Annotated in this window: 17 protein-coding genes and 1 pseudogene; 10 read left to right on the top strand and 8 right to left on the bottom strand. The window is 53.0% G+C overall.

Annotation, left to right across the window (positions count from 1 at the left end; translation table 11 throughout):
- Positions 1-87: 87 nt before the first annotated feature.
- On the top strand, positions 88-777 hold the full coding sequence (locus tag ACFE8Q_RS08290; RefSeq protein WP_375444900.1) for an NUDIX hydrolase: 690 nt from the start codon (positions 88-90) through the stop codon (positions 775-777).
- Between the two features lie 69 nt (positions 778-846).
- Here ACFE8Q_RS08290 and ACFE8Q_RS08285 read toward each other — a convergent pair whose 3' ends face one another.
- The 3 genes from ACFE8Q_RS08285 to ACFE8Q_RS08275 form a co-directional block, all read right to left on the bottom strand.
- Positions 847-990, bottom strand: coding sequence for a hypothetical protein (locus tag ACFE8Q_RS08285; protein ID WP_375444899.1), 144 nt, complete (start codon positions 988-990; stop codon positions 847-849).
- 78 nt (positions 991-1068) lie between these two features.
- Positions 1069-1239 (bottom strand): hypothetical protein, encoded by a 171-nt coding sequence (locus ACFE8Q_RS08280; protein ID WP_375444898.1) that lies wholly within the window; start codon positions 1237-1239, stop codon positions 1069-1071.
- Between the two features lie 46 nt (positions 1240-1285).
- On the bottom strand, positions 1286-1672 hold the full coding sequence (locus ACFE8Q_RS08275) for a RidA family protein (RefSeq protein WP_375444897.1): 387 nt from the start codon (positions 1670-1672) through the stop codon (positions 1286-1288).
- 135 nt (positions 1673-1807) lie between these two features.
- Here ACFE8Q_RS08275 and prmC point away from each other — a divergent pair, with 135 nt between their 5' ends.
- Positions 1808-2665 (top strand): peptide chain release factor N(5)-glutamine methyltransferase, encoded by an 858-nt coding sequence (gene prmC, locus ACFE8Q_RS08270; RefSeq protein WP_375444896.1) that lies wholly within the window; start codon positions 1808-1810, stop codon positions 2663-2665.
- A 114-nt stretch (positions 2666-2779) separates the two neighbouring features.
- On the top strand, positions 2780-3736 hold the full coding sequence (locus tag ACFE8Q_RS08265; RefSeq protein WP_375444895.1) for an AAA family ATPase: 957 nt from the start codon (positions 2780-2782) through the stop codon (positions 3734-3736).
- A 17-nt stretch (positions 3737-3753) separates the two neighbouring features.
- Here the strand turns inward: ACFE8Q_RS08265 and ACFE8Q_RS08260 are convergent, their stop codons facing one another.
- A complete protein-coding gene (locus ACFE8Q_RS08260) occupies positions 3754-4698 on the bottom strand; it encodes a GNAT family N-acetyltransferase (RefSeq protein ID WP_375444894.1) in 945 nt (314 codons plus the stop codon).
- A 168-nt stretch (positions 4699-4866) separates the two neighbouring features.
- Here ACFE8Q_RS08260 and ACFE8Q_RS08255 point away from each other — a divergent pair, with 168 nt between their 5' ends.
- Entirely contained in the window at positions 4867-7302 is a 2436-nt protein-coding gene (locus ACFE8Q_RS08255; RefSeq protein WP_375444893.1) for an SdrD B-like domain-containing protein, read from the top strand.
- Positions 7303-7325: 23 nt separating this feature from the next.
- Here ACFE8Q_RS08255 and ACFE8Q_RS08250 read toward each other — a convergent pair whose 3' ends face one another.
- Complete coding sequence (locus tag ACFE8Q_RS08250) at positions 7326-8198, bottom strand: Ppx/GppA phosphatase family protein (protein WP_375444892.1); 873 nt, start codon at positions 8196-8198, stop codon at positions 7326-7328.
- Between the two features lie 230 nt (positions 8199-8428).
- On the opposite strand from ACFE8Q_RS08250, the gene metH reads away from it, so the two are divergent.
- The 3 genes from metH (at position 8429) to ACFE8Q_RS08235 (ending at position 14468) form a co-directional block, all read left to right on the top strand.
- On the top strand, positions 8429-12733 hold the full coding sequence (gene metH, locus ACFE8Q_RS08245; RefSeq protein WP_375444891.1) for a methionine synthase: 4305 nt from the start codon (positions 8429-8431) through the stop codon (positions 12731-12733).
- Positions 12734-12816: 83 nt separating this feature from the next.
- Complete coding sequence (locus tag ACFE8Q_RS08240; protein WP_375444890.1) at positions 12817-13896, top strand: AAA family ATPase; 1080 nt, start codon at positions 12817-12819, stop codon at positions 13894-13896.
- Positions 13896-14468, top strand: coding sequence for a hypothetical protein (locus ACFE8Q_RS08235; protein WP_375444889.1), 573 nt, complete (start codon positions 13896-13898; stop codon positions 14466-14468). Before ACFE8Q_RS08240 ends, ACFE8Q_RS08235 begins: the two co-directional genes overlap by 1 nt.
- Before the next feature lie 38 nt (positions 14469-14506).
- On the opposite strand, the gene fbp is transcribed toward ACFE8Q_RS08235, so the two are convergent.
- Together fbp and ACFE8Q_RS08225 are read right to left on the bottom strand one after the other, a co-directional pair.
- Positions 14507-15508, bottom strand: coding sequence for a class 1 fructose-bisphosphatase (gene fbp / locus ACFE8Q_RS08230; protein WP_375445153.1), 1002 nt, complete (start codon positions 15506-15508; stop codon positions 14507-14509).
- A gap of 320 nt (positions 15509-15828) precedes the next feature.
- Positions 15829-17022 (bottom strand): hypothetical protein, encoded by a 1194-nt coding sequence (locus ACFE8Q_RS08225; RefSeq protein WP_375444888.1) that lies wholly within the window; start codon positions 17020-17022, stop codon positions 15829-15831.
- A 134-nt stretch (positions 17023-17156) separates the two neighbouring features.
- Between ACFE8Q_RS08225 and corA the strand changes: the two are divergent.
- From corA to ACFE8Q_RS08210, 3 genes and pseudogenes are all read left to right on the top strand, one after another.
- A pseudogene (gene corA, locus ACFE8Q_RS08220) lies at positions 17157-18251 on the top strand (magnesium/cobalt transporter CorA).
- A gap of 85 nt (positions 18252-18336) precedes the next feature.
- Entirely contained in the window at positions 18337-20811 is a 2475-nt protein-coding gene (locus ACFE8Q_RS08215) for a bifunctional UDP-N-acetylmuramoyl-tripeptide:D-alanyl-D-alanine ligase/alanine racemase (RefSeq protein ID WP_375444887.1), read from the top strand.
- A gap of 190 nt (positions 20812-21001) precedes the next feature.
- Positions 21002-21478, top strand: coding sequence for a group II truncated hemoglobin (locus ACFE8Q_RS08210; RefSeq protein WP_375444886.1), 477 nt, complete (start codon positions 21002-21004; stop codon positions 21476-21478).
- Between the two features lie 101 nt (positions 21479-21579).
- Here ACFE8Q_RS08210 and ACFE8Q_RS08205 read toward each other — a convergent pair whose 3' ends face one another.
- Positions 21580-23010, bottom strand: coding sequence for an aldehyde dehydrogenase family protein (locus ACFE8Q_RS08205; RefSeq protein ID WP_375444885.1), 1431 nt, complete (start codon positions 23008-23010; stop codon positions 21580-21582).
- Between the last annotated feature and the right edge of the window lie 344 nt (positions 23011-23354).

Below are 23354 nucleotides of genomic sequence, written 5' to 3'. Positions count from 1 at the left end.
AAATAGCAGAACAATCGGGGCCGCAAAAGGTGAAGGGTTCGCTATTTTTGCGTGATTTACGGGCTAATAGGCTCACTTTCGCTTTCCATGATCGTATTTATCGACGACCGCCCGGTGCGGCTCACAGGTTCAAAAAAGGGCGATAAACTCGCCCGGATAGCCGATTTCGACCGGGTGGTAGACGCCCGCTTAGAGTCACTGAAGGCTGAGTCGCTCAATGGCCATTTATTGCTGCTGAATGCCACACCAGCTACCGCCGAACGCCTGATTGGCCTGCTCGAGGAAGCTGATATCAGCGATCTACTGTCGGTAACGCTGCAATGTCTGGACAAAGATGCCGTAGAGTCTCGCATCAAAAGCCTCTACAAAGTAGTAAAAGCCGCTGGTGGCGTGGTAACGCACGAAGGGCGGATGCTTCTGATCTTCCGCCGGGGTGTATGGGATTTGCCGAAAGGAAAGCTCGACGACGGTGAATCGTCGAAAGACGGTGCCGTGCGGGAAGTGGAGGAAGAGACCGGGGCAATTGTCTCGCTGGGCGACAAAATCTGCACGACGTACCACACTTATACCCTCAACGGAAACCGAATTCTGAAGCGTACAAAATGGTACCACATGGCCCTTGTCGATGACACTAATCTGGCTCCGCAAGCTGAAGAAAATATCGAAAAAGTAGCCTTTATGGAGCCCAAACAGGCGAAGGTAGCGTTGGCAGGTTCATTCAGCTCTATCCGCCACGTGGTCGAACAGGCCCTGATGGCCAAGCAGCCAAAAGCATAACTCACGTTAACCAGTAAACAGGGCATATCAATCAGGGGTCTGACTACAAGCCAAACCTCTGATTGATTGTTACTTACCAGCCAGTGCCAGGCTTTGGAATACATCGACAAAGACACTGAAGTGGGTGTTCTGAGCTTTCAGAATGGCCGAGATGTAAATGATACCTTTGGAGTCGGCGATTTTGGCATCCAGCTTCAAAAACCCAAGCTGCATATCCCTGTAGTACCGATTTCGTTCACAGTTGTGAAATAATACGAGTTGTATTCATTGCCAACCGGGCGGAATTCGTACCTACTTTGGGGCGAATCGTTTAGCATTAATTTGTTTTAGTTCGGCAATTATGGCCTGCACTTCCGGGTCTGTTTTATAGCGTTCCTGGGCTTCCTGCTCTACCAGTTTTTTTACTTCCAGAAGCCGGTGTACCTTTTCGAGAGGTGTCATCTGTTTCGTTGTCGCTTCCATAACCTATCTGATGTTTAGGCAAATATACTTGTTTTCTGGTGACCTGTTACTCTCCGATAATCGCGGTAAACTCGATCTCGACCAGGAATTCGGGGCCAACTAACTGGCTAATGCCGTACATGCCGGTGGTTGGTTTTATTTGGCTGAAAAACTGGCCGTGTGCCCTGGCAATGTCGTCGAAACGGCGAATGTCAGTGGTGAAAATTCGGGTACGTATCACATTCGTCAGGTTGGCCCCGGCCTCTTCCAGCACTTTCCCAGTGCGCTCAATGATGTTCACGGTCTGGGCGTAGGCATCGTCGGCTTTCACGGTTACACCATCAACGATAGCCACCGTGCCGGACACCTCGATCAGGTTGCCTACGCGAACAGCCCGGCAGTAGCCAACTTTGTCTTCCCAAGGCGAACCCGAAAGAATGGTCTGTTTTGTCATGATTTACAGGGAGAAAGCACCAAAGATAAGGCGGCTTCGGGCTTCCCGGAACCCGACAGTTTGGTCAGGTACGTTGTTTCCATACCCGCAACCCGGAAAACTTCCCTATTTTTGAGCCAAACACCTGTTTGTCGTATGGCCAGTACTGCCCGACCCCTTTACCAACAACTCAGCCGTAACATCATCGCTTACCCGCCCGAAGAAGCACGGGAAATGGCGTTTATGCTCCTCGACCACTATTTCGGCCTCCGAAAAGCCGATGTGCTGGCCGACAAACCGCTGCCGCTGAACCGCACCGAACCCGACTGGTTCAGGATCATTGAACGCCTCAACCGGCAGGAGCCTATTCAACATGTGATCGGCACCACCATTTTCTGCGGCCTCGAATTTGAAGTATCCGCCGATGTGCTCATTCCCCGCCCGGAAACAGAAGATCTGGTTCGGCTGATCATGCACGATTTTGCCGACATGACCGAGCGGCCCGTGCGCGTCATCGACATCGGAACGGGGAGCGGCTGTCTGGCCGTAACGCTCGCCCGATTCCTGCCCCAATCGGACGTGACGGGCTGGGATGTGTCGGAAGAGGCGCTGAGTACCGCCCGTCGAAACGCCGAAACGCTTCAGGCCGGGGTGAATTTCGAAATTCAGGATATACTGAACGTACCTGAAAATAGCGTCGGCCTCTTCGATTGTGTGGTCAGCAACCCGCCCTACGTCACCCGCTCCGAAGCCGCCCTGATGGATCGGAACGTGTTGAACTACGAACCCGATGTAGCTTTGTTTGTCGACGATGAAGACCCGTTGATTTTCTATAAAGCAGTAGCCGATTTTGCGGCCAAACACCTGTCGGAATCGGGCATTTGTTACGTCGAAATAAACGAACGATTCGGTGAAGCGACCAAAGCCGTTTTCGACGAGCGGGGTTTCACCAGTGTGCAGGTGTACAAAGACATTCACGGCAAAGACCGCAGCGTGCGGGCAGCAAAAAAATAGACTTAGTTTAAGGGTTCAAAGTTTAAGGTTTAACGTTGCTCCGCTATTGAAACTAACGGTTCGACAGTCAAGCAACGTTAAACCTTAAACTTTGAACCCTTAAACATCCTCCCCATGTCCTACCATTCGCAAATCAATCAGGCGCGTATCGAGATCGGCAAAGTTGTTGTTGGTCAGGATCGACTTGTCAACCGGCTCCTGGTTGGTCTGTTTACGGGTGGCCATATTTTGCTGGAGGGCGTTCCCGGTCTGGCCAAGACGCTGACAATAAACACGCTGGCTAAGGTGTTGCAGCTTGATTTTCAGCGCATTCAATTCACGCCTGATTTGTTGCCCGCCGACCTGATTGGAACGATGATTTACAACCAGCGGACCTTTGAGTTTGAAGTAAAGCAAGGTCCCGTTTTTGCTAACCTGATTCTGGCCGATGAGATCAACCGGTCGCCCGCCAAGGTGCAGTCGGCATTGCTGGAGGCCATGCAGGAAAAGCAGGTAACCATTGGCGAAGAAACCTTCATTCTCGACCGGCCCTTTCTGGTGCTGGCCACGCAGAACCCGGTAGAGCAGGAGGGAACGTACCCACTGCCCGAGGCGCAGGTGGATCGGTTTATGATGAAGGTCTTTGTCGATTACCTGAGCCGCGAAGATGAACTGCTGGTGATGCGCCGGATGTCGAATATGAACTTTGACTACGAAGTGCAGCCGCTGTTGGATAAGGAAGACGTATTTGCGATTCGGGACGAAATAAACCGCGTCAATATCTCTGAATCATTGGAGCGATACATCATCGAACTGGTCTTTGCCACCCGCCGTCCGCTCGAATACGGCCTGCGCGACGAAGCCCGCTACATTCAGTATGGTGCCTCGCCACGAGCCAGCATACACCTGAACCTGGCGGCCAAAGCAGTCGCCTATTTCGATCAGCGCGATTATGTTCTTCCCGAAGATATCAAGGAAGTTTGCCCCGACGTGTTCAACCATCGGGTGTTGCTCAACTACGAAGCCGAAGCCGACGGGGTTACCTCGCTGCAAGTCATCGACTCGGTGCTGCGAAAGGTAGCCATTGGGTAAAGGGTTATGTCAGCCGTTTAAAAACGTTTCTCCCACACGGTTTTGGGCGATTCCTGCGCGCCGAGGTTGCGTTTGAACTGCATCAGGCTAGGTTTGGGCTGGCGCTGCTCATCCACCGAAACGCCCAGATCAAGCAACGTAATTCCTGCCTGCTGGCAGTACGAATACAGTCCCTGGGTAAGCAATACCGCTGGACTGTAGCTGCGGTAAGCCAGGTCGTCGGCGGGAAGAAAATTATAAAGAATATCGTGGCGGACGCGCACCGCTACGGTTAGGGCGGCAATGCTGGCTCCGTCGCGAACAACGAATACCTGATATTGATCGGGGAAATTCAAGAGCAGGTAAGCCAGTCGTTCAGGAGCAATGGTCAGCGGATAGTCAAGCTGCTGCCGACTACGTTGAATGAACTGTACCACCGTTTCGATAGGTGCATCGGTCCAGTGACTTACCTTAAAACCAGCCTTCAGGCATTTCGCCAGCCGCCGCCGCTCCGACAGATGCATCCGCGCGGGTAATGGCTCCGGCGTAATAGCAATATGAAAATTGGTTAACTCATCGACCTTGCGGTAGGCCCGTCGCAGCAATTCGCGCTGTAGCCGGTCAGACTGCTGGGGGGCGTAACAGTGGGGGTAGTTGGTGAGACGAAGAACGGGTAAGCCCATCCGGCCCACCTCGTTTTCCAGCGTATCGATCAGGTCAATCAGGGTGGTTTCGGGTAAGGCGCTTACAAATTCGACGGAACCAAATGGAGCTAGTTTGGGGCTGATAGCCAACTCATTGTCTACAAAAACGGCACACCGTGCATCTGCCTGGGCGGTGTGCGTATTGAGGGCCGTGAGCAGGTGGAACGAACCGCTATCCTGCTGGCGCAACTGGGCTTCTTCATTAAAGAAAAAACCGGGTTCGCTGAAGGCAGGGATGGAACGGACCCGGCCAGGATAATGGGTTTGAATCTGATACATATAGACGGATAGGCGGAACAAAGATAACCCGTTGCGGTGGGTTATGAGCATCAAATGTTAGCTGGAAGTTTTTAGTTACAGCGATACTTTATAGGACTGGTAGTCTACTATACATTTTGGCACGATTTTCGATTAGACCCTTTCCAGAACCTGTAAATGTATGATTTTATGATAACTGGACTAGCTGCTCCGGTCGGGTACGTTTGTGCCCTTCCCGGCGCAATAACCCGATCAATGGCTTCGCGTTCTGCACGTAGCTTGTTGGTAATCATGGGGTTGTTGTTGCTAGGTCATTCAGCGTCTGCCCAGATAACCGGCACTGTATACCGCGACTATAACCGGGATGGGCAGCAATCGAACACAGCGCCAACGGAACTGGGCGTACCGGCTATTCAGGTGAGCGCGTACGTAGCTGGTGTAACAGAGCCTTTTACTACAACCACTGCCACCGACGGGTCATTCACGTTCTCATCTGCCCTGATTACGCCCGGCAAGCAGGTCCGGCTTGAGTTTTCAGGCAGGCCGCTCTATACCTATGATTCGCCCGGAGCACTGGCTGGCAGCGACGTTCAATTCGTGCAGGCACCTGCCACCCTCACCTACGGACTCACTGACCCCGCCGAATATTGCCAGGCTGCACCGCTCCTGGTCACGCCGGTGTATCAAACCGGTGCCTTGAAGGCCTCAGGTACGTTGGTTACCTATCCGTTTACGGCCGAAGGACAGCCCCTGACCACTCAGGAAATGCCCGGCCAGCTTGCTGTTGGAGCGGATTTGGGGACTGTCTGGGCTACGGCATTACAACGCCAGAGCAATAAACTGATTAGCGTTGGCTTTTTGAAACGGCACGCTGCACTTGGGCCGCTTGGTCTGGGTGGTATCTACATTACCAACCCAACTGCGGCTACCTCTACGGCCTATATTGATGCCAGTCAGTACCTTACACTGGCCTCACCGACCGACCTGGCAACGCTGGCGGCACGAACGCTTCCTCAGTCATTTACTACTGCCAGTGTCGACGCCGCCGCTTTTCCACTGGTTGGTAAAGTGGGGCTGGGCGGGGCCACGTTCACACCCCGCGAAGACAAGCTTTGGGTGATAAATCTGTATGAAAAAAAGCTGGTGAGCGTGAATGTTGGTGCGCCCCTTCGGTCGGCTACCTCCCTGATTCCCGATGATTTTACGAGCTACACGATTCCGCAATCGTTCACCACGGGCGTAAACAGACCCTGGGCGGTTACCTATTACCATGGTAAACTGTATGTCGGTGCCGTCAACGACGCATCGGTTAGCCGGAATCGGGCCGACCTGAAAGCCTGCGTTTACGCCTTTGACCTGGCCACCAACACGTTCGATCAAACACCTGTTCTGGTTGTCCCCCTCGGCTACCGGAAAGGATGGGCCGTTGCCGATGCCACCTCATCGCTTGGTGAATACTGGGAGCCGTGGAGCGATACCTGGTCTGACTATCAGACCAACGTGCTGAACGCAGCTACATCGCCCCAGATTCTGCGGGTGGTTCGTCCCCAACCGATTCTGTCGTCGATTGGATTCGATGCGGAAGGAGCAATCCTGCTGGGCCTGATGGACCGTACCGGCCACCAGACATCCCGTAACCAGCTTGCCCCAACCGAGACCTCGCCAACGCCCACGACTGTATACAGTGGGTATACGGGCGGTGATTTACTGCGAGCTGCGCTGGTGAGCGGAACGTACCTGCTGGAGGCCGACGGCTCGTCGGGATCGAACTCCGGTTGTGGCGTGAATAATGGGCAGGGACCTGTTTACACCGCACCAAACAACACAACTATGGCGGGCGAGTTCTATTGCAACGAACAGTTTGGCATGTTGAATCAGGAAACGTTTGCCGGGTCATTACTCAGTAATCCCAGCCTGGACAACCTCTTCGTCAACGTGTTTAATCCCCTCGCAACCTGGTCGGGTGGAACGGCTTTTTTCGACATGCAGAACGGTGATCTGCTTCGCCGGTATGAGGTCTACCGCGATGCTATCAGCCCTGTCGTTACGGAGCCTCGTTCAACATTTGGTGCCTCCAATGGCCTTGGGCAGATCAACGCGTTATGCGAGGCCGCACCCGTTTCAATTGGTAACCGGGTTTGGGTGGATACAAATGGCGACGGCGTTCAGGACCCGGCAGAACTCCCTCTGGCGGGTGTTAAACTATCGCTCTATTCGGCTTCGGGTGTCAGGCTGGCCACCGCAACGAGTGATGCGCAGGGATTGTACCGATTCCAGTCGGGGCCAACGCTACAACTTAACTACAACGTACCTTATTTCGTGGTGATCGGCTCCGACCAGACAACGCAGCAATTCAATTCAACCAGTAAACAGTTGACAGTTAATGGGAAAGGGTATCAGCTTACTGGCTGGAATCAGGGAGCCGGGGCCAATGCAGCACAGAACGACTCCGACGCATTTTTGCTGGCCGGCTCCACGATTGCCCCAAATCTTAACGGGTTGCCTGTAATGCAGTTTCAACTCGATCTACCGGGACAGACCATCAATTCACTCGACGCTGGCCTTCAGGCAACAACTCCCTGCGAGACAACCTGTCTGACGATTACGGCTACCCGAATCCGGTAAGTCAAGGTACGTAGTTGACTGGCTTACTTGGCTAGTTGCTGGTAAACGACTTGTAGAATGCCATCTTTCAGCCCTAAATCAGGCACGGCAATATCGGTAGCACCGGCCCATTGCATGGCCGATATGTATATCTGGGCCGCCGGGACAATCACATCGGCACGGTCGGCGTTGAGGCGCAGTTTATTGATCCGATCGTCAAGGCTGAACCCGGCAATGTAGTCACGCATCCGAATAATCTCCGACAGCGTTGTGGTGGTGTCGCTTGTTTTAGAGACCAGATTGAACAGTTTACTGATGTTTCCGCCCGTACCAACAGCCACAATGGGTTGGCTATGGTCAACATTTTCGGCGATCCAGGCCTCTACTTTGGCCCAGGTACTGCGCATGTCTTTGCCTTCCAGCAACCGGACCGATCCGATTTTAAACGAGCGCGACGCCAGTTTTTTCCGATTTATGTATAGGTTCAGCTCTGTACTTCCGCCACCAACGTCGATGTGGAGCGTCTGCCGTTCGTCGAGGGCCAGTACCACCACGTTATTGATCAACTCCGCTTCTTTCTGCCCGTCGATGATCTGAATGGGTATACCCGACCGCAATTTGACCAGATCGGCCACTTCACGTCCGTTGGTTGCTTCGCGCATAGCCGACGTAGCGCAAGCCATAAACGCTTCAACCTCATGCAATTCCATCAATAATTTATAGGCCTGCATCAGTTTTACCGTCCGCTGAACGCTTTCTGGCGTCAGAGCGCCGTGCGTGAAAACATCGTGCCCAAGCCGGAGTGGAAAGCGGACATATTCGACCCGCTTAAAACTAATCACGTCATCATTGGTCAGCACTGTCGAAATTTGCATACGAGCGGCGTTGGAACCGATGTCAATAGCAGCCAGTTTCACTGTAGTGTATAAGTTTGAGGGTCAACCGAGTCTTGTGTAAACACGTAAACTCTGCGACGCGGCTAAAAAAATGGAGCGAGGAAAGAAAAATGCCTTGCTCTGTTGCGATAGGCGGCAAAACTACAGTGAATTTGTCATTGTTCGGACAATCCCCAATAAAGCGTATTTTTGTATTTTTCCGGGTCAAGGCCTTTTGCTATTGACTTATTTCACGAAAAAGTTGGCTTCCCTTGCAACACCTTTCTGACCTCCTCCAACAGCGAATTCTCGTCCTCGACGGTGCCATGGGCACTATGATTCAACGGTATGACCTCACCGAGGCCGATTACCGGGGCGAACGCTTCCGCGATTTTCCGCACGATGTGAAGGGTAATAATGACCTGCTGTCGATTACACGTCCTGACATTATCAGGGAAATCCATCGCCAGTATTTCGAAGCAGGCTCCGATATCGTTGAAACCAACACCTTCAGCGGCACCCGCATTGCCATGGCCGATTACCACATGGAGGAACTGGTGTATGAACTGAACTACGAATCAGCCCGGATTGCCCGCGAAGTGGCCGACGAGATCACGCGCGAAAACCCGGATAAACCACGGTTTGTGGCTGGTGCAATGGGTCCAACCAATCGTACCGCCAGCCTTTCGCCCGACGTAAATAATCCCGGTTACCGGGCCGTTACCTTCGACGAACTGGTGGATGCCTATTACGAACAGGTAGAAGGTCTGGTTGACGGAGGGGCTGATATTCTGCTGGTTGAAACAATTTTCGATACGCTCAACGCCAAAGCAGCGCTGTTTGCCATCGACAAATACTTCGCCGAACACCCCAGCCCCTCCCCGTTAGAGAGGGGGGTAAAGGCATTGCCGGAGGCTATGTCTGATGGATCGACCGAACCCATTGTTTACAACAATGCTCCCTTCTATCACACAGACGAGGCTCGTTGGAAACAGCTAAAAGAATTTGCGCGGGCAAATCGTAAAAGTTCGACAGAAGCTGAGGAAGCACTTTGGCAACAGATCAGAGGTGAGAAAATAGTAGGCGTGAAATTCAGGCGCCAACACGCCATTCAGGAGTTTATTGTCGATTTTGTCTCAATTGAATACCGGTTGGTTATTGAGGTTGATGGTGAAATCCACGACGAACAACGCGAGTATGATGAAATTAGAACGGAATATCTAAATGCGAACGGATTCGAAGTGATTCGCTTTACAAATGACGAAGTGCTTGATACGTTAGGAGCGGTTCTGAAACGAATTGAACAAGCTATATCGGATCAGAAGATAAAGCTAACAGCTACGACCGAGCGTACCCCCCTCCCTAACGGGGAGGGGACGGGGGTGGGGTGGCCTCTTCCCATCATGATCTCCGGTACGATCACCGATGCGTCGGGACGTACCCTGTCTGGTCAGACCACCGAGGCGTTCCTGTACTCGGTATCGCACCTGCCGCTGTTGAGCGTAGGCCTGAACTGCGCATTGGGGGCCGAACCCATGCGCCCCTACATTCAGACGCTGGCGAAGGAAGCACCCTTCTTTGTGTCGGCTTACCCGAACGCAGGCCTGCCCAACGAATTTGGTGAATACGATGAAACGCCGGAGATGATGGCTGCCCAGGTGGAGGGCTTCATGCGCGATGGTTTCATCAACATCATCGGTGGTTGCTGCGGCTCTACGCCCGATCATATCCGGGCCATTGCCAGCGCCGCCGCCCGTTTCCAGCCACGCCCGAAACCCACGCCCGAACCCTACCAGAAGCTGAGTGGACTGGAACCGTTGAAGATTACGGAGTTGACCAACTTCGTCAACATCGGCGAGCGGACGAATGTGACCGGGTCTAAAGCTTTTGCCCGGCTCATCAAAGCCGGTGATTACGAAGCGGCGTTGGCCGTTGCCCGTCAGCAGGTGGAAAATGGCGCGCAGGTGATCGACGTGAATATGGACGAAGGCATGCTCGATTCGGCTGAGGTGATGACAACGTACCTGAACCTGATCGCCGCCGAACCCGATATTGCCCGCGTACCCGTCATGATCGACTCCTCGAAGTGGGAAGTCATCGAAGCCGGGCTGAAATGCGTGCAGGGGAAAGCCATTGTCAATTCCATTTCGTTGAAAGAAGGGGAGGAAGCCTTCATTGAGCGCGCAAACCTGGTGAAACGCTACGGCGCGGCGGCAGTAGTCATGGCGTTTGATGAAGATGGCCAGGCCGACAGCTACGAACGGCGCATCGAAATCTGCGAACGGGCTTACCGCATCCTGGTCGATAAAGTCGATTTTGCCCCTCAGGACATCATTTTCGACCCGAATATCCTGACCGTTGCCACCGGTATTGAGGAGCATAACAACTACGCCGTTGACTTTATCAACGCTACCCGCTGGATCAAAGCGAATCTGCCACTGGCCAAAGTGAGCGGCGGTGTATCAAACATTTCATTCAGTTTCCGGGGCAACGAACCCGTCCGGGAAGCCTTCCACTCGGCCTTCCTGTACCACGCTATCCGGGCGGGCATGGACATGGGCATCGTGAACGCCGGTCAACTGGGTATCTACGATGATATTCCGAAAGACCTGCTCGAGCATGTTGAAGACGTATTGCTAAACCGCCGCGACGACGCCACCGAACGCATGGTGACCTTTGCCGAAACGGTAAAAGCCAAAGGCAAAGAAGTCGTTGTCGACGATGCCTGGCGGAGCGGTACCGTAGGCGAACGCCTGAAACACGCCCTGATCAAAGGCATCACCGAGTTTATTGATGCCGATGTGGAAGAAGCCCGCCAGCAGGCCGAACGTCCGCTGCACGTGATCGAAGGCCCGCTTATGGACGGCATGAACGTGGTGGGTGACCTCTTTGGCGAAGGCAAAATGTTTTTGCCGCAGGTGGTAAAATCGGCGCGGGTGATGAAAAAAGCCGTAGCGCATCTAACGCCTTATATCGAAGCCGAAAAGCAGGTTGGCGAAGCAGCCGGTGCGGGAAAAATTCTGCTGGCTACCGTAAAAGGCGACGTGCACGACATTGGTAAAAACATCGTGGGCGTGGTGCTGGGCTGTAACAACTATGAAATCATTGACCTGGGCGTGATGGTGCCCACCCAGAAAATTCTGGACGCGGCCCGCGAACACAACGTCGACATCATTGGCCTCAGCGGCCTGATTACGCCTTCCCTCGACGAGATGGTAGGCGTAGCCAAAGAGATGGAACGGCAGGGATTCACCATGCCGTTGCTCATCGGTGGTGCCACCACGTCGCGGATTCACACCGCCGTCAAGATCGATCCGCACTACTCGGGGCCGGTCATTCACGTGCTCGACGCGAGCCGGAGCGTACCTGTAGCGGGTCGCCTTACGAGCAACGAAGTGGAAACGCGCGACCTGATCTTCAACGACATCAAGGCCGAGTACGCTAAACTGCGGGAGGAGCACGCCAAACGGCAGAAAGAGAAAAACCTGCTGAGCATCGAAAAAGCCCGGCATAACCGCGTACCCATCGACTGGTCGAACTTTGAGCCAACCAAACCAACGTACCTGGGCAATCGCTACTTCGATGATTACCCGCTCGACGAGATCGCCAAATACATCGACTGGACACCCTTCTTCCAGACCTGGCAACTTAGTGGCAAGTACCCCGCCATTTTCGAGGATGCAGTAGTAGGCGTAGAAGCGAAAAAACTCTTCAACGATGCCAATGAACTCCTGAATCAGATCATCCGCGATAAGTCGCTGAGCGCGAAGGCGGTGGTTGGTTTTTACCCCGCCAATGCCACCGACGACGATGTGCTGATTCATGAGTATGAGACCATCACGCGCGACATTCCCTGCGAACGTCACGGTTCGCATCAGCATGTCGAGTACAAAATAAGCCGGGCCGCGAGCGGTGGTTTGCAATCGCAGGCCGAGGCAACACAAGTGGGAGAACTACTGTTCGACACCAAAACGGTGCTGCACTTCCTGCGGCAGCAGAATCAGAAAGCGGCGGGGTTGCCCAACCTGTGCCTCGCCGATTTTGTAGCTCCCCTCGACAGTGGTCGTCAGGATTACATCGGTGCCTTTGCCGTTACAGCGGGTATCGGCATCGAAAAGTTGATCGAGAAGTACGACCGCGAACATGACGACTATAACAGCATCATGGTGAAGGCCCTGGCTGACCGCCTGGCTGAAGCGTTTACGGAGCTTATGCACCAACGTACCCGGAAAGAGTTCTGGCCCTACGCCGCCACCGAGCAGTTGAGCAATGAAGAGCTGATCAAAGAAAAGTACCGGGGAATCCGGCCGGCGCCCGGCTACCCCGCTTGCCCCGACCATACCGAAAAAGCCACCCTATTCGACCTGCTCGACGCGGGCCGGGCGGGTATCGTGCTTACCGAAAGTTTCGCTATGTATCCGGCCTCGTCGGTCAGTGGGTTCTATTTCAGCCACCCCGAATCGAAATACTTCGCCACCGGAAAGCTAAACAAAGATCAGATCATCGACTACGCCCACCGTAAAGACATGCCGCTGGAAGACGTAGAGCGCTGGTTAGCCCCCGTGCTGGCGTATTGATGTTGCCAACCCCAAACCTATAAGGTCTCTTTACAGATCTTATAGGTTTATTGTAAGCTTAGTCGAACTACTACATTCGCCGCATGGATCATTTCATCGATCAGATCGAAATAAAAAACTTCAAATCCATCAGGGATTTGAAGCTAACTGGTTTTAAGCGAATCAATCTTTTTATTGGTCGACCTAATGTTGGAAAATCAAATATGCTGGAGGCACTGTCGTTATTTAGTCTTCCATATGTTTGGGGCGGTTCTAAGAAGTTTACAGATATCATCAGACTACAAAATCTGCGAGAACTGTTTCATAGTGGTGTAATCAATAAAGGATCTGGGATTAGACTTAGTCGTAAGGCTAGCCCCAATACTTTAGAATCATGTAATTTTTCTTTTGAAAGAGAAAGTGGCAGTATATCTATTATAACGGATATAGTGAAGAGAGGAAATGCTGAAGAAAAATCTACTCGTGACCATACTATTTACAGAGCATATACTAATATTGATTCGAAACTGAAAGTTTCAAAAACGTATGTCTCAGAGCAAGCAAGATTAAGAATTGTTGAAAAGCCAAGATTCGTAAGTATTAAGCCCTATATATTTAATCAATCAGTTAATTATAAAGAATATGACACCCCATTTTTGTACCCGCCATTAGGCAATAATTTACTATATATTCTTCAGTTAATGCCTGAGTTGCGCCAACTTTATGCTCGTTGGTTTAGAGATTATGGTCTTCGATTGGTATTAGACACGGTTAGCCAATCATTAAAAATTCAGAAGAATAGTAATAATGATGAAGTGTTTTTGCTGCCATACTCATCCGTAGCAGATACCTTGCAACGGATTATTTTTTACAAAACAGCGATTGCCTCTAACGAGAATTCAGTGCTTCTTTTTGAAGAGCCAGAAGCACATGCCTATCCGCCTTACATCAGTGAGTTTACGCAGGAAGTAATCGGGTCAAAAACTAACCAGACGTTTATAGTTACGCATAGTCCTTTGATTGTGAATGACATGCTTGATAATGCCATAGACGATCTGGCTATTTTTATGGTCGATTTTAAAGATGGGCAAACGGTGGCCAGACCACTCACGCATGATGAACTTCATGAGGTTCGTAAGTTTGGCGTAGATCTTTTTTTTAACGGCGAATCATATCCCGTCTGATGGCAGAGCAGTCGGATTTACACGTATTGCCAGAATGTTACATCGACACTAAGTTGATCAAAACATTGGTACCGCCCCGTGGAAAATACAACCATCAGAAAGGTACCAACGTCTTGAAACGAATGGACGAAAAGCTCAGTAATGAATTTGCTTTAGGCATCGTTGATGAAGATGTGCAGGATCGGCACTATGCCGAAGCGTTTGACGTAATTTATAATGTACCTGGCTCACTGCGTTTATTAAAACACCGACACCGTTTTCATTTTCTGATCTATATATGTCCCGCTGTAGAAAAGTGGATAATAATGGCCGCCGATGAGGTCACTATTTCACTGACTGACTATGGATTACCTCATGATTTCGATAAGCTTCGAAAACTCTCCAAAACATCGAAAAGCGAAAATACGGACCCTTTTTCTGAAAATTTTCAGCAATTGTTCAATGTTTTAAAAGCGAGAAAACCTTCATGCACTCGAGTACTGTCTTATTGGATAAAGTATTTAAAAGAAAATAAGTATACCGCTGATCTACTTCATATCATGGAAGAGACAGACCGCATAAGCAATCTGTAATCAATCATAGTAACTACGTCTTTCTACAACTGTATTTGTCAGGCGAGCATACCGATCAGGTTTTCGACCATGACGGGCGAGCCAATATAGAGCGGAACGCGCTGATGTAGGCTCGTCGGCTTGATGTCGAGTACCGCCTGGTGGCCTGTGGAAGCCAGACAGCCCGCTTTTTCGGCCAGAAACGCCAGCGGAAATGCTTCGTAGAGCAGACGAAGCTTGCCGTCGCGGTTTTTCTTCGTGGGCGGGTAGAGGTAAATGCCCCCCTTGAGCAGATTCCGGTGGAAATCGCCCACCAGCGAACCGATGTAGCGGGCGGTGTACTGCTTCGCCCGGCAGGCCGTCAGGTACTGGCGGACGCCGTCTTCGTAGCTGTCCAGGTTGCCGTCGTTGCAGGAATAAATCTGTCCATCCGCCGGACTGTGAATATCGGGGTGTGAGAGGATGAATTCACCGAGCGAGGCGTCGTAGGTAAACCCGTTGGCGCTGTGCCCGGTGGTGTATACCATGATCGTCGATGAACCGTACAGAATATATCCGGCGGCTACCTGCCGACGACCGCCCTGCAAAAAGTCGGCCATCGTGGGTTCGCTGCCTATCGGGGTTATACGTCGGTAGATCGAGAAGATCGTGCCGATGGATACGTTGACATCGATGTTAGACGACCCATCAAGTGGGTCGATGGCGACCACGTACTTGCCCTGCTTGTTACCCGTAAAAATGATGTCTTCATCTTCTTCGGAAATGATGGCGCAGGCTTCGCCGCCGTTTTTCAATGCCCGGCAAAACCGGATGTTGGCAATCATATCCAGCTTTTGTTGACTCTCGCCCTGCACATTCTGAACGCCCATACCGCCCGTCAAGTCAATCAGGCCCGCCCGGTTCACCTCCCGATGGATGATTTTTCCGGCCAGAGCTATGTCGCGCAGTAGTTGCGACAGATCACCAGTAGCATAGGGGAATGCCGTTTGCCGGTGCATGATGTACCGGTCAAGCGTAACCCCAACGGGCAGGGCCAGCGGGTGCGAGGCCGTAAGTTCCATTTGACTAACGTTCATACGTATATCGGAAAGATTGGTGCATAATAAAGTAAGCGGGCGTATTAAAAACGAACAAGTAACGTACCTGGCTCAGTCGCGATAAGCGGAGCAGGAATTGTACAAAACAGACTTTTTCTTGATGAAATGCAGATGGGGGATTCTGGCAATCAACACGTTGGCGACGTAAGGTTATACCGCCAATTTTATATACAGAAGTGTTTACCGCTTTTTATTCATGCAAACGTTCTCGGGAACGTTGCCATTTATCCAACGGGCTAAACTGGCAGGGAGAAAAGTAGCGGTCCCGTTACGGATTGGGGCAATCACAATTTTTTGTAACGCTGGCGCAACGTACCCACAACAGAGCTACCCAGGCGGCTACTAAGGCCGTTGAACAGGTCGCGGCGGGAGGGAGGAATGCCCGTAGCCATTAGCAACAGGTGGTCGTTCAATGCGCGTTTGTCGCCGGTAAATGTTTCCCACTGCGTTTGCCAGCCAGTGCTCTCATGATCGGAATCGGTCCAGATAATCCGGTTGGTTTTCAGGTCTATTGCCCGTAACTCGACCGACATGCTGGCCTCGATGAACTGGGTGTGCAGCGTCAGCGTGCCTTTCACCTTCTCCATGATGTCGACCACCGTTGAGTCGTTGATCCGCTTCGTTCCTACTTTATACAGCTTATCGCTCTCCACCGTGGTCGACGTTGCCGTGAAGCGCTTACTATACGGTTTGTAGTCACGAACGGCCACCTGCACTACTTCGTTGACCGGAAAGCCATCGTATAGCCTGTACGCGCCATCAACGGCAATTTCGGCCTGGTTCGGATCGAGCAGATGCACATAAGGCGAAGGCTTGTTGGCGGTCTGTAGGCTGGTGAAGATGGATTGGCCCAACTCTGTCGTTTCCGACGGATCAAGTTCCGGCGTCAGTACGGGCGGTTCCACGAGCACGCGGAGTATGGCGTAGGGGAGCGTCTCCAGCGATTTCCGGGCTGCTTCCCGGTAGTTGGGAACCCACGAAATGGCCTTCTGATACTGCTCATACGCGTCTCGGGCGGCCATGCGGTTCACTTCCCGGTAGGCATACGCCTCTTCGGCGATGGCGTATCGTTCTTCAGCCGCCAGTTGACGCGTTTCGGCCAGTTGGCGGCTATAATCGGCTGGGTACGTTGCCAGCCATTCGGCGCCGGATGCTGCCTGTCGGGCGTCGCTGGCCATTTTCTGGAGGATATCGTATTCCGCAAAAACGGTTTCCCACCGAAACGGCTTATTGGATTGAGCGGTGAGTTGGCGAATGATGGACTGGTGTTGCTCGTATCCCGCCACAAACGCCCGCTCAATAACCAATTCGGCCAGTTCGTGACCCCGGCGGCTCAGGCCTGGTTTCTGCTTCAGTCGCTGGCTGGCTTTTTGAACGGCCCCGGCATAATCGCCGCGTTTATAAGCCGTTTTACCACTGCTGCATGATAGATACAGCATACCGGAAAGCAGTAACAATGGAAGCAGGTAAGGTTTCATAACGTAACGCGGACTTTAGTCCGCATTTTAATTACAAAAAATGCGGACTAAAGTCCGCGTTACATGACTGTTCATTTAAGAGCGATATTTGCGGTTTGACGTTGTACAGGCAGTAAGGTTTAAGCACGAATTAATTGGCACGGCATCGCTATAAAGTTTCGAAAAAACCGGTAGGTACGTCGCCGGGTACGTTGACCTACGTCGGTCAGGAAATAAAGCACGCGACCCGGATCAAACGGGTCGAGTACAACGAAGAAGACTACCTGATCGACGAGTCGGGCAAGTTAAGTGCCTGTCAACTGCCTAAAGAACAGGTACCACACGTACTCTGGCTCGACATTGATGGCATTCATGAAGCGGCCGTGGTTGGGGCGCTGGGCACGCAGTTTCGGCTGCACCCGCTCCTGCTCGAAGATGTGATGAACACGGAGCAGAAGCCTAAAATTGACCTGTATGAAGACACATGAGCCAGTTCGCCGGTCGTGTTCGTTACCCTCAAAATGCTGCATCACAACGTGCGGACGCAGGAAATCGACGCGGAGCATGTGAGCCTGGTACTTGGGTCCAATTTTCTAATCTCGTTTCAGGAAGAGCGTACCGCCGATATTTTTGAGCCGGTGCTGGAGCGAATTAAACTGTCGGCCGGCAAAACCCGGCGCAATGGAGCCGATTACCTGCTCTACGCCGCTATGGACCTGGTGGTGGATCATTACTTTGTGGTCATGGAAGGCATGGCCGAAAAGCTGGACGATATCGAAGATCGCATCATCCGCGACGTTGCCGGCCGTGATACGCTGGCTCGCCTGTATGCTCTGAAGCGGGAAATGGCCCTCATGCGCCGTTACGTGCAACCCCTGCGCGACGTGATCGGTGTGTTGCTGCGGGGAGATTCGCCCCTGATTCACCCCACAACGGTGCCGTTCCTGCGCGACCTGCTCGACCACGTCAATCAGGTGGTGGAAACGCTCGATGCCTACCGCGAACTGATTCCCGGCCTGCTCGACGTGTACCTTTCAACGACCAGCAACCGGATGAACTCGGTGATGAAAACGCTGACCATTTTTTCGGCCATTTTTATGCCGTTGACATTCATTGCGGGTATTTACGGCATGAACTTCGACAACATGCCCGAACTTCACACCCGCACCGGCTACTTCTGGGCGCTGGGCGTCATGTTCGCTATCGGCATGGGCATGGTCATCTACTTCAGAAGGCGCGGCTGGATGTGACAAGTAGCCTGAAGCTCCAGCTTCGGGAGAAAATAACGTACACTTTTTTACTCCCGAAGCTGGAGCTTCAGGATACTTTTCGTACATGTCATTGACTCCTTTCTGGCTTACCGACTCGCGACAGGTTATTGTACCTGGGCCGGGTGTTTTCTTCGCAATCCGTGGCGACCACCACGACGGGCACGACTATATAGGTGAACTCTATCGTCGGGGCGTGCGGCAGTTTGTCGTCGAGCAGCTCGTGCCTGACCAGGAACAATATGCTGACGCTGAATTTATTAACGTACCCAGCACGGTAGCCTTCATGCAGGCGCAGGCGGCACAGTACCGGGCGTCATTTTCAATTCCGGTCATCGGTATTACGGGTAGTAACGGCAAAACCATCGTGAAAGAGTGGCTCGCCCAGTTGCTCACTGGTCCCGTAACCAGCCTGCCGTCGAGTACGCCCGGGTACGTTGTCGTACGCAGTCCGAAGAGTTATAATTCGCAGATCGGCGTGCCTCTGTCGGTTCGGCAACTGAACGAAACGCACACCCTGGCCATCTTCGAGGCCGGTATTTCCCGGCCCCACGAAATGGCGGCGCTGGAGGCGGTCATCAAGCCAACGATTGGCATTTTTACCAATATTGGTACGGCTCATGATGAAGGCTTTAAAACCAGAAAGCAGAAAATAGCCGAAAAACTGCGGTTGTTCACTGGTGTCGCCACGCTCGTGTATTCGCTTGATCAGGAAGAGGTAGCCGACGAGATTGGAATGCTGTTAACCGCCGTAAACCCCGGTTGCGAACTGGTAGCCTGGTCGCGCGAGGGGCGTACCGGCGCAACGTACCTGACCACTGTGCAGGGCGACGAACTGACGATTACGGCCACCGCCGACGAACGTATCTGGCGTATTCGTACGCCATTCACCGACCCGGCTTCGCTCGAAAACCTGACGCATTGCGTGGTGACAATGCTGACCCTGGGCATCAGCAACGAAACGGAGTTGAACCATCGGGTGTCCCGCCTGCGTCCCGTTTCGATGCGGCTTGAGCTGAAAGAAGGCATCAACAACTGCGTCTTGATCGACGATTCGTACAACAACGACGTGGCTGGTCTGCGGCTGGCCCTCGATTTTCAGAAGCAGCAAAGCAACCGGACCCACAAAACCGTAATCCTATCCGACGTGCTGCAGTCGGGGCAGGACGAGGGCGAACTGTACACGTTCATCGGGCAGTTGCTGGCCCGGCAGGGGGTATCACAGATCATTGGAATCGGCCCGGTGATAAGTCGGAATAAGGCTTCTTTCGCGGGAAATACCCTTTTCTATCCTGATACAGAAACGTTTCTGGATGCGTATTCAGCGCATCACCTTCGCAACGGGTTCCGCGACAGCGTGGTACTGATCAAAGGGGCACGGTCATTTGGTTTCGAGCGTATCGTTGATCGCCTCCAGCAAAAAGTACACGGAACGGTGCTCCATATCGACCTCGACGCGCTGACGCATAACCTGAACCAGTATCGCGAGCGGGTAGGGAGCCAAACGAAGATCATGGTGATGGTAAAAGCGTTTGCTTACGGAAGTGGTAGCGCCGAAGTAGCCCGGCTGCTTCAGTTTCACCGCGTCGACTGGCTAGCCGTTGCCTATGCCGACGAGGGCGTTTTTCTGCGGCAACAAGGCATCGCGTTACCCATCATGGTGATGAACCCGTCGCCCGAAACCTTCCAGACCCTGCTTGAAAACGGCCTCGAACCCGAATTATACAGCCTGCGCCTGCTCGAAGAATGGGCGGGTTTCATTGAACGGCAGCCCAGGTCCGATGCGCCCGGCCCGCTGCCCGCCTGCCACCTCAAAATCGACACGGGCATGCACCGGCTGGGCTTTCTGGAAGCAGAAATGCCGATGGTGATAACGTACCTGAACGCGCATCCGCTCATGCAGGTCGCTACCGTGTTCAGCCATTTGGCCGGGGCCGATGAGTCCCGGTTCAACGCTTTTTCGCAGGAGCAGTTCGAGACATTCAGCCGGGCCACGGCGACTCTGGAGGCTGGCATTGGCTACCAGCCTGTGCGCCATTTGCTGAATTCAGCAGGTATCGTTCGGTTCCCTGATTATAAACTCGATATGGTCCGGCTTGGCATTGGACTCTACGGCGTTGAAAGTAGCCAGACTGAGCCGTCGTTGCTGCGCCCCGTGGGTACGTTGACGACCACGATCAGCCAGATAAAAACCGTTCGGGCGGGCGAAACCGTCGGCTACAGTCGGCGCGGAGTAGTTGATCACGACGCCCGAATCGCCACCCTCGCGCTGGGCTACGCCGATGGCTACGACCGGCGACTGGGCAACGGGGTAGGCGAGGTGTGGGTAAACGGGGTACGTTGCCCCACCGTCGGAAGCATCTGCATGGACATGACCATGATCGACGTGACGAACGCCCCGGCCAGCGAAGGTGATTCGGTCGAACTATTTGGCCCGAACGTACCTGTCACTGAACTATCGCAACGCATGGGCACTATTCCCTACGAAGTGCTTACCGGCATCAGCGAACGGGTAAAACGTGTATTTTTTGCCGCTGGGTGAGGTTGTCGTATCTTGAATATCATTATCTGGCTCTCGCTAGGTAGGTTGCTGTCGCGCGGCCCTTCGACAGGCTCAGGGTGACAAGCCTACCCAGGTTCGTCATGTACATTTAGATGTGCGTTGTCACCCTGAGCCTGTCGAAGGGCCGCGCGACAGCAACCTACCTAGCGAGAGCCATAACCTGAATACAATGAACGAACAACTCATTCCGACACTCTACGCCTGGGCGGGTGAAAACGACCGGCTGGAACAACTGACGGCCCATTTCTATGCGAAAGTGGCGCAGGACGAGATACTGGCTCCGGTATTTCTGCACATGTCTACCGAACACGCACAGCATGTGGCCCACTTCATTGGTGAAGTGTTTGGCGGACCGAAGCGTTACACGGAGAATGATGGCGGCAGTCATGCCAGCATGATCGACCACCATATTGGCAAACACCTCACCGAAACGCAACGCCGCCGCTGGTTAGCCCTGCTACTCGACAGCGCCGACGAAGTAGGCCTGCCCGACGACCCGGAATTCCGCTCGGCGCTGGTTGGTTATCTGGAATGGGGCAGCCGCCTGGCCGTGCTGAATTCACAGATCGACGAAAACCCGATCACCGAAAGCGAACCCATTCCCAAATGGGGCTGGGGCGAAACCGGCGGACCGTATCAGCCTTAATTTATAGTAGCGTAACCCCCAACCCCCTAAAGGGGGCTAAAGCTCCGCGATTTAGATAGCAGCGCAGTAGCCCCCTTCAGGGGGTTGGGGGTTAGCCGATTCTACGAGAACTTCACCGCCCAGCTAATGAACTTCTTAACCCGATCAGTGTAGGGCGGAAAGAGGAAATTCATAGTGCCGAACTGGCGGCGAAGGATACCCCGGCGATGCGAAAGCTCCTGAAAACCAAAGTAGCCGTGGTAGCTGCCCAGACCGCTGTTATTGACGCCACCGAAGGGAAGTTCCGAATGCGTGAAGTGAATCATGGCGTCGTTGATGACCGTGTCGCCCGCTGAGGTGCGGTTGATCAGGTAATCGATATTCGCCTGCTTGTTGCTGTGGATATACAGAGCCAGCGGTTTTTCGCGGCTGTTGATATGGTCCAGCGCTTCATCCAGATTTTTTACGCTGACCACAGGTAACACTGGCCCGAAAATCTCCTCCTGCATCACCTGCATCTCGTCGGTCACGCCATCAATCATTGTCGGCTCCACATAATTGTCGGCTTCGTTGGTCCGGCCACCCATGAGTACCGTAGCCCCTTTCCGGGCGGCATCGTCGATCAGCCCTTTGACGCGCTGAAAATGACGTTGGTTCACAATCCGGGCATAACTGTCGGAGGCGGCGCGGGCGGCAGCATCAGTACCGTACATCCGATCGACCACCGCCTTTATCTCGTTCAGCAACGGCGTTTTTACCGCTTCATGTACCAGCAGGTAATCGGGCGCAATGCAGGTTTGGCCGTTGTTGAAATACTTGGCCCAGGCCAGAATCTCGGCCGTTTTCTTGATGTTGGCGGTTTCATCGACCACAAACGGCGACTTGCCGCCCAGTTCCAGTGTCACCGACGCCAGGTGTTTGGCCGCGGCGGCCATCACCACCTTGCCCAGTGCCGGACTACCCGTAAAAAAGATGTGGTTGAAAGGCAGGTCGAGCATGGCCTGTGCTGTATCGGCCGCGCCTTCGAACAACACCACTTCCTCGGGCGGGAACAAGTCGCTGACCATGCGTTTCAGCAGGGCCGCCGTGTTGGGTGTCAACTCCGACGGTTTCAGCATACACACATTCCCCGCCGCCAGGGCTGCAATCAGCGGACCAACCATCAGGTCGAACGGGTAGTTCCAGGGCGAAATGATCAGTACCACGCCTTTGGGTTCGTACTGCAGGTAGCCGCTCGTGCCCACCATCGACAGGGGTGTGGGAACCCGCTGCGGCTTCATCCATTGCTTCAGGTGGCGAATCGTATAGCGTAAATCGCCCATCAACCCCGTAAGCTCGCCCAGGTCTACTTCGGCCGATGGTTTGCGAAAATCGGCGTACATCGCCGCGTGGATGTCGGTTCTATGTGCTTCCACCCATGCTTTTATGCGCTTCAGACGCTCGATCCGTTCAGCCGCAGTGGTCAAGGTCATTGCGGCGGCGTGTTCGCGCAGTTGCCTGAAGGCCGCTTGAATAGGTGCTTTTAGGTCAGTGTCTGGAGATTGAGCGATCATAGCGGGTTAGGATTTTTTGATGAAACTACGTAAAAAAGGAATAGCCTTTATCAACTAACTGCTAGCGAAATCACCCGTATAATTCGGATGAACTGATTCACTGATTATGAAGCTGCGGTTAAAACCGGTTAATGCAGGAAGGAGTCAACCTATAAATCGCCTACCTTTAGCCTTCTCTGCTTTCACACTTCATCAGTCAGTACGGCTTGCTGTATTATTCATCGAAAAATCTGCCTTTTCCGATGAATATTCGGTGCGTCGATCGTTTTGCCGAATTTTCAACAAATTTGCGACGCTAATGCGCAGACAGAAGCATGCTTATCTGTTTGTTACGAATCTGTCAA

Origin of the sequence: uncultured Fibrella sp., assembly GCF_964250085.1 — a bacterium.
GTDB lineage: Bacteria > Bacteroidota > Bacteroidia > Cytophagales > Spirosomataceae > Fibrella.
Note: the sequence above shows the minus strand (reverse complement) of the source record. Positions and strands in the feature narration are given on the sequence as shown.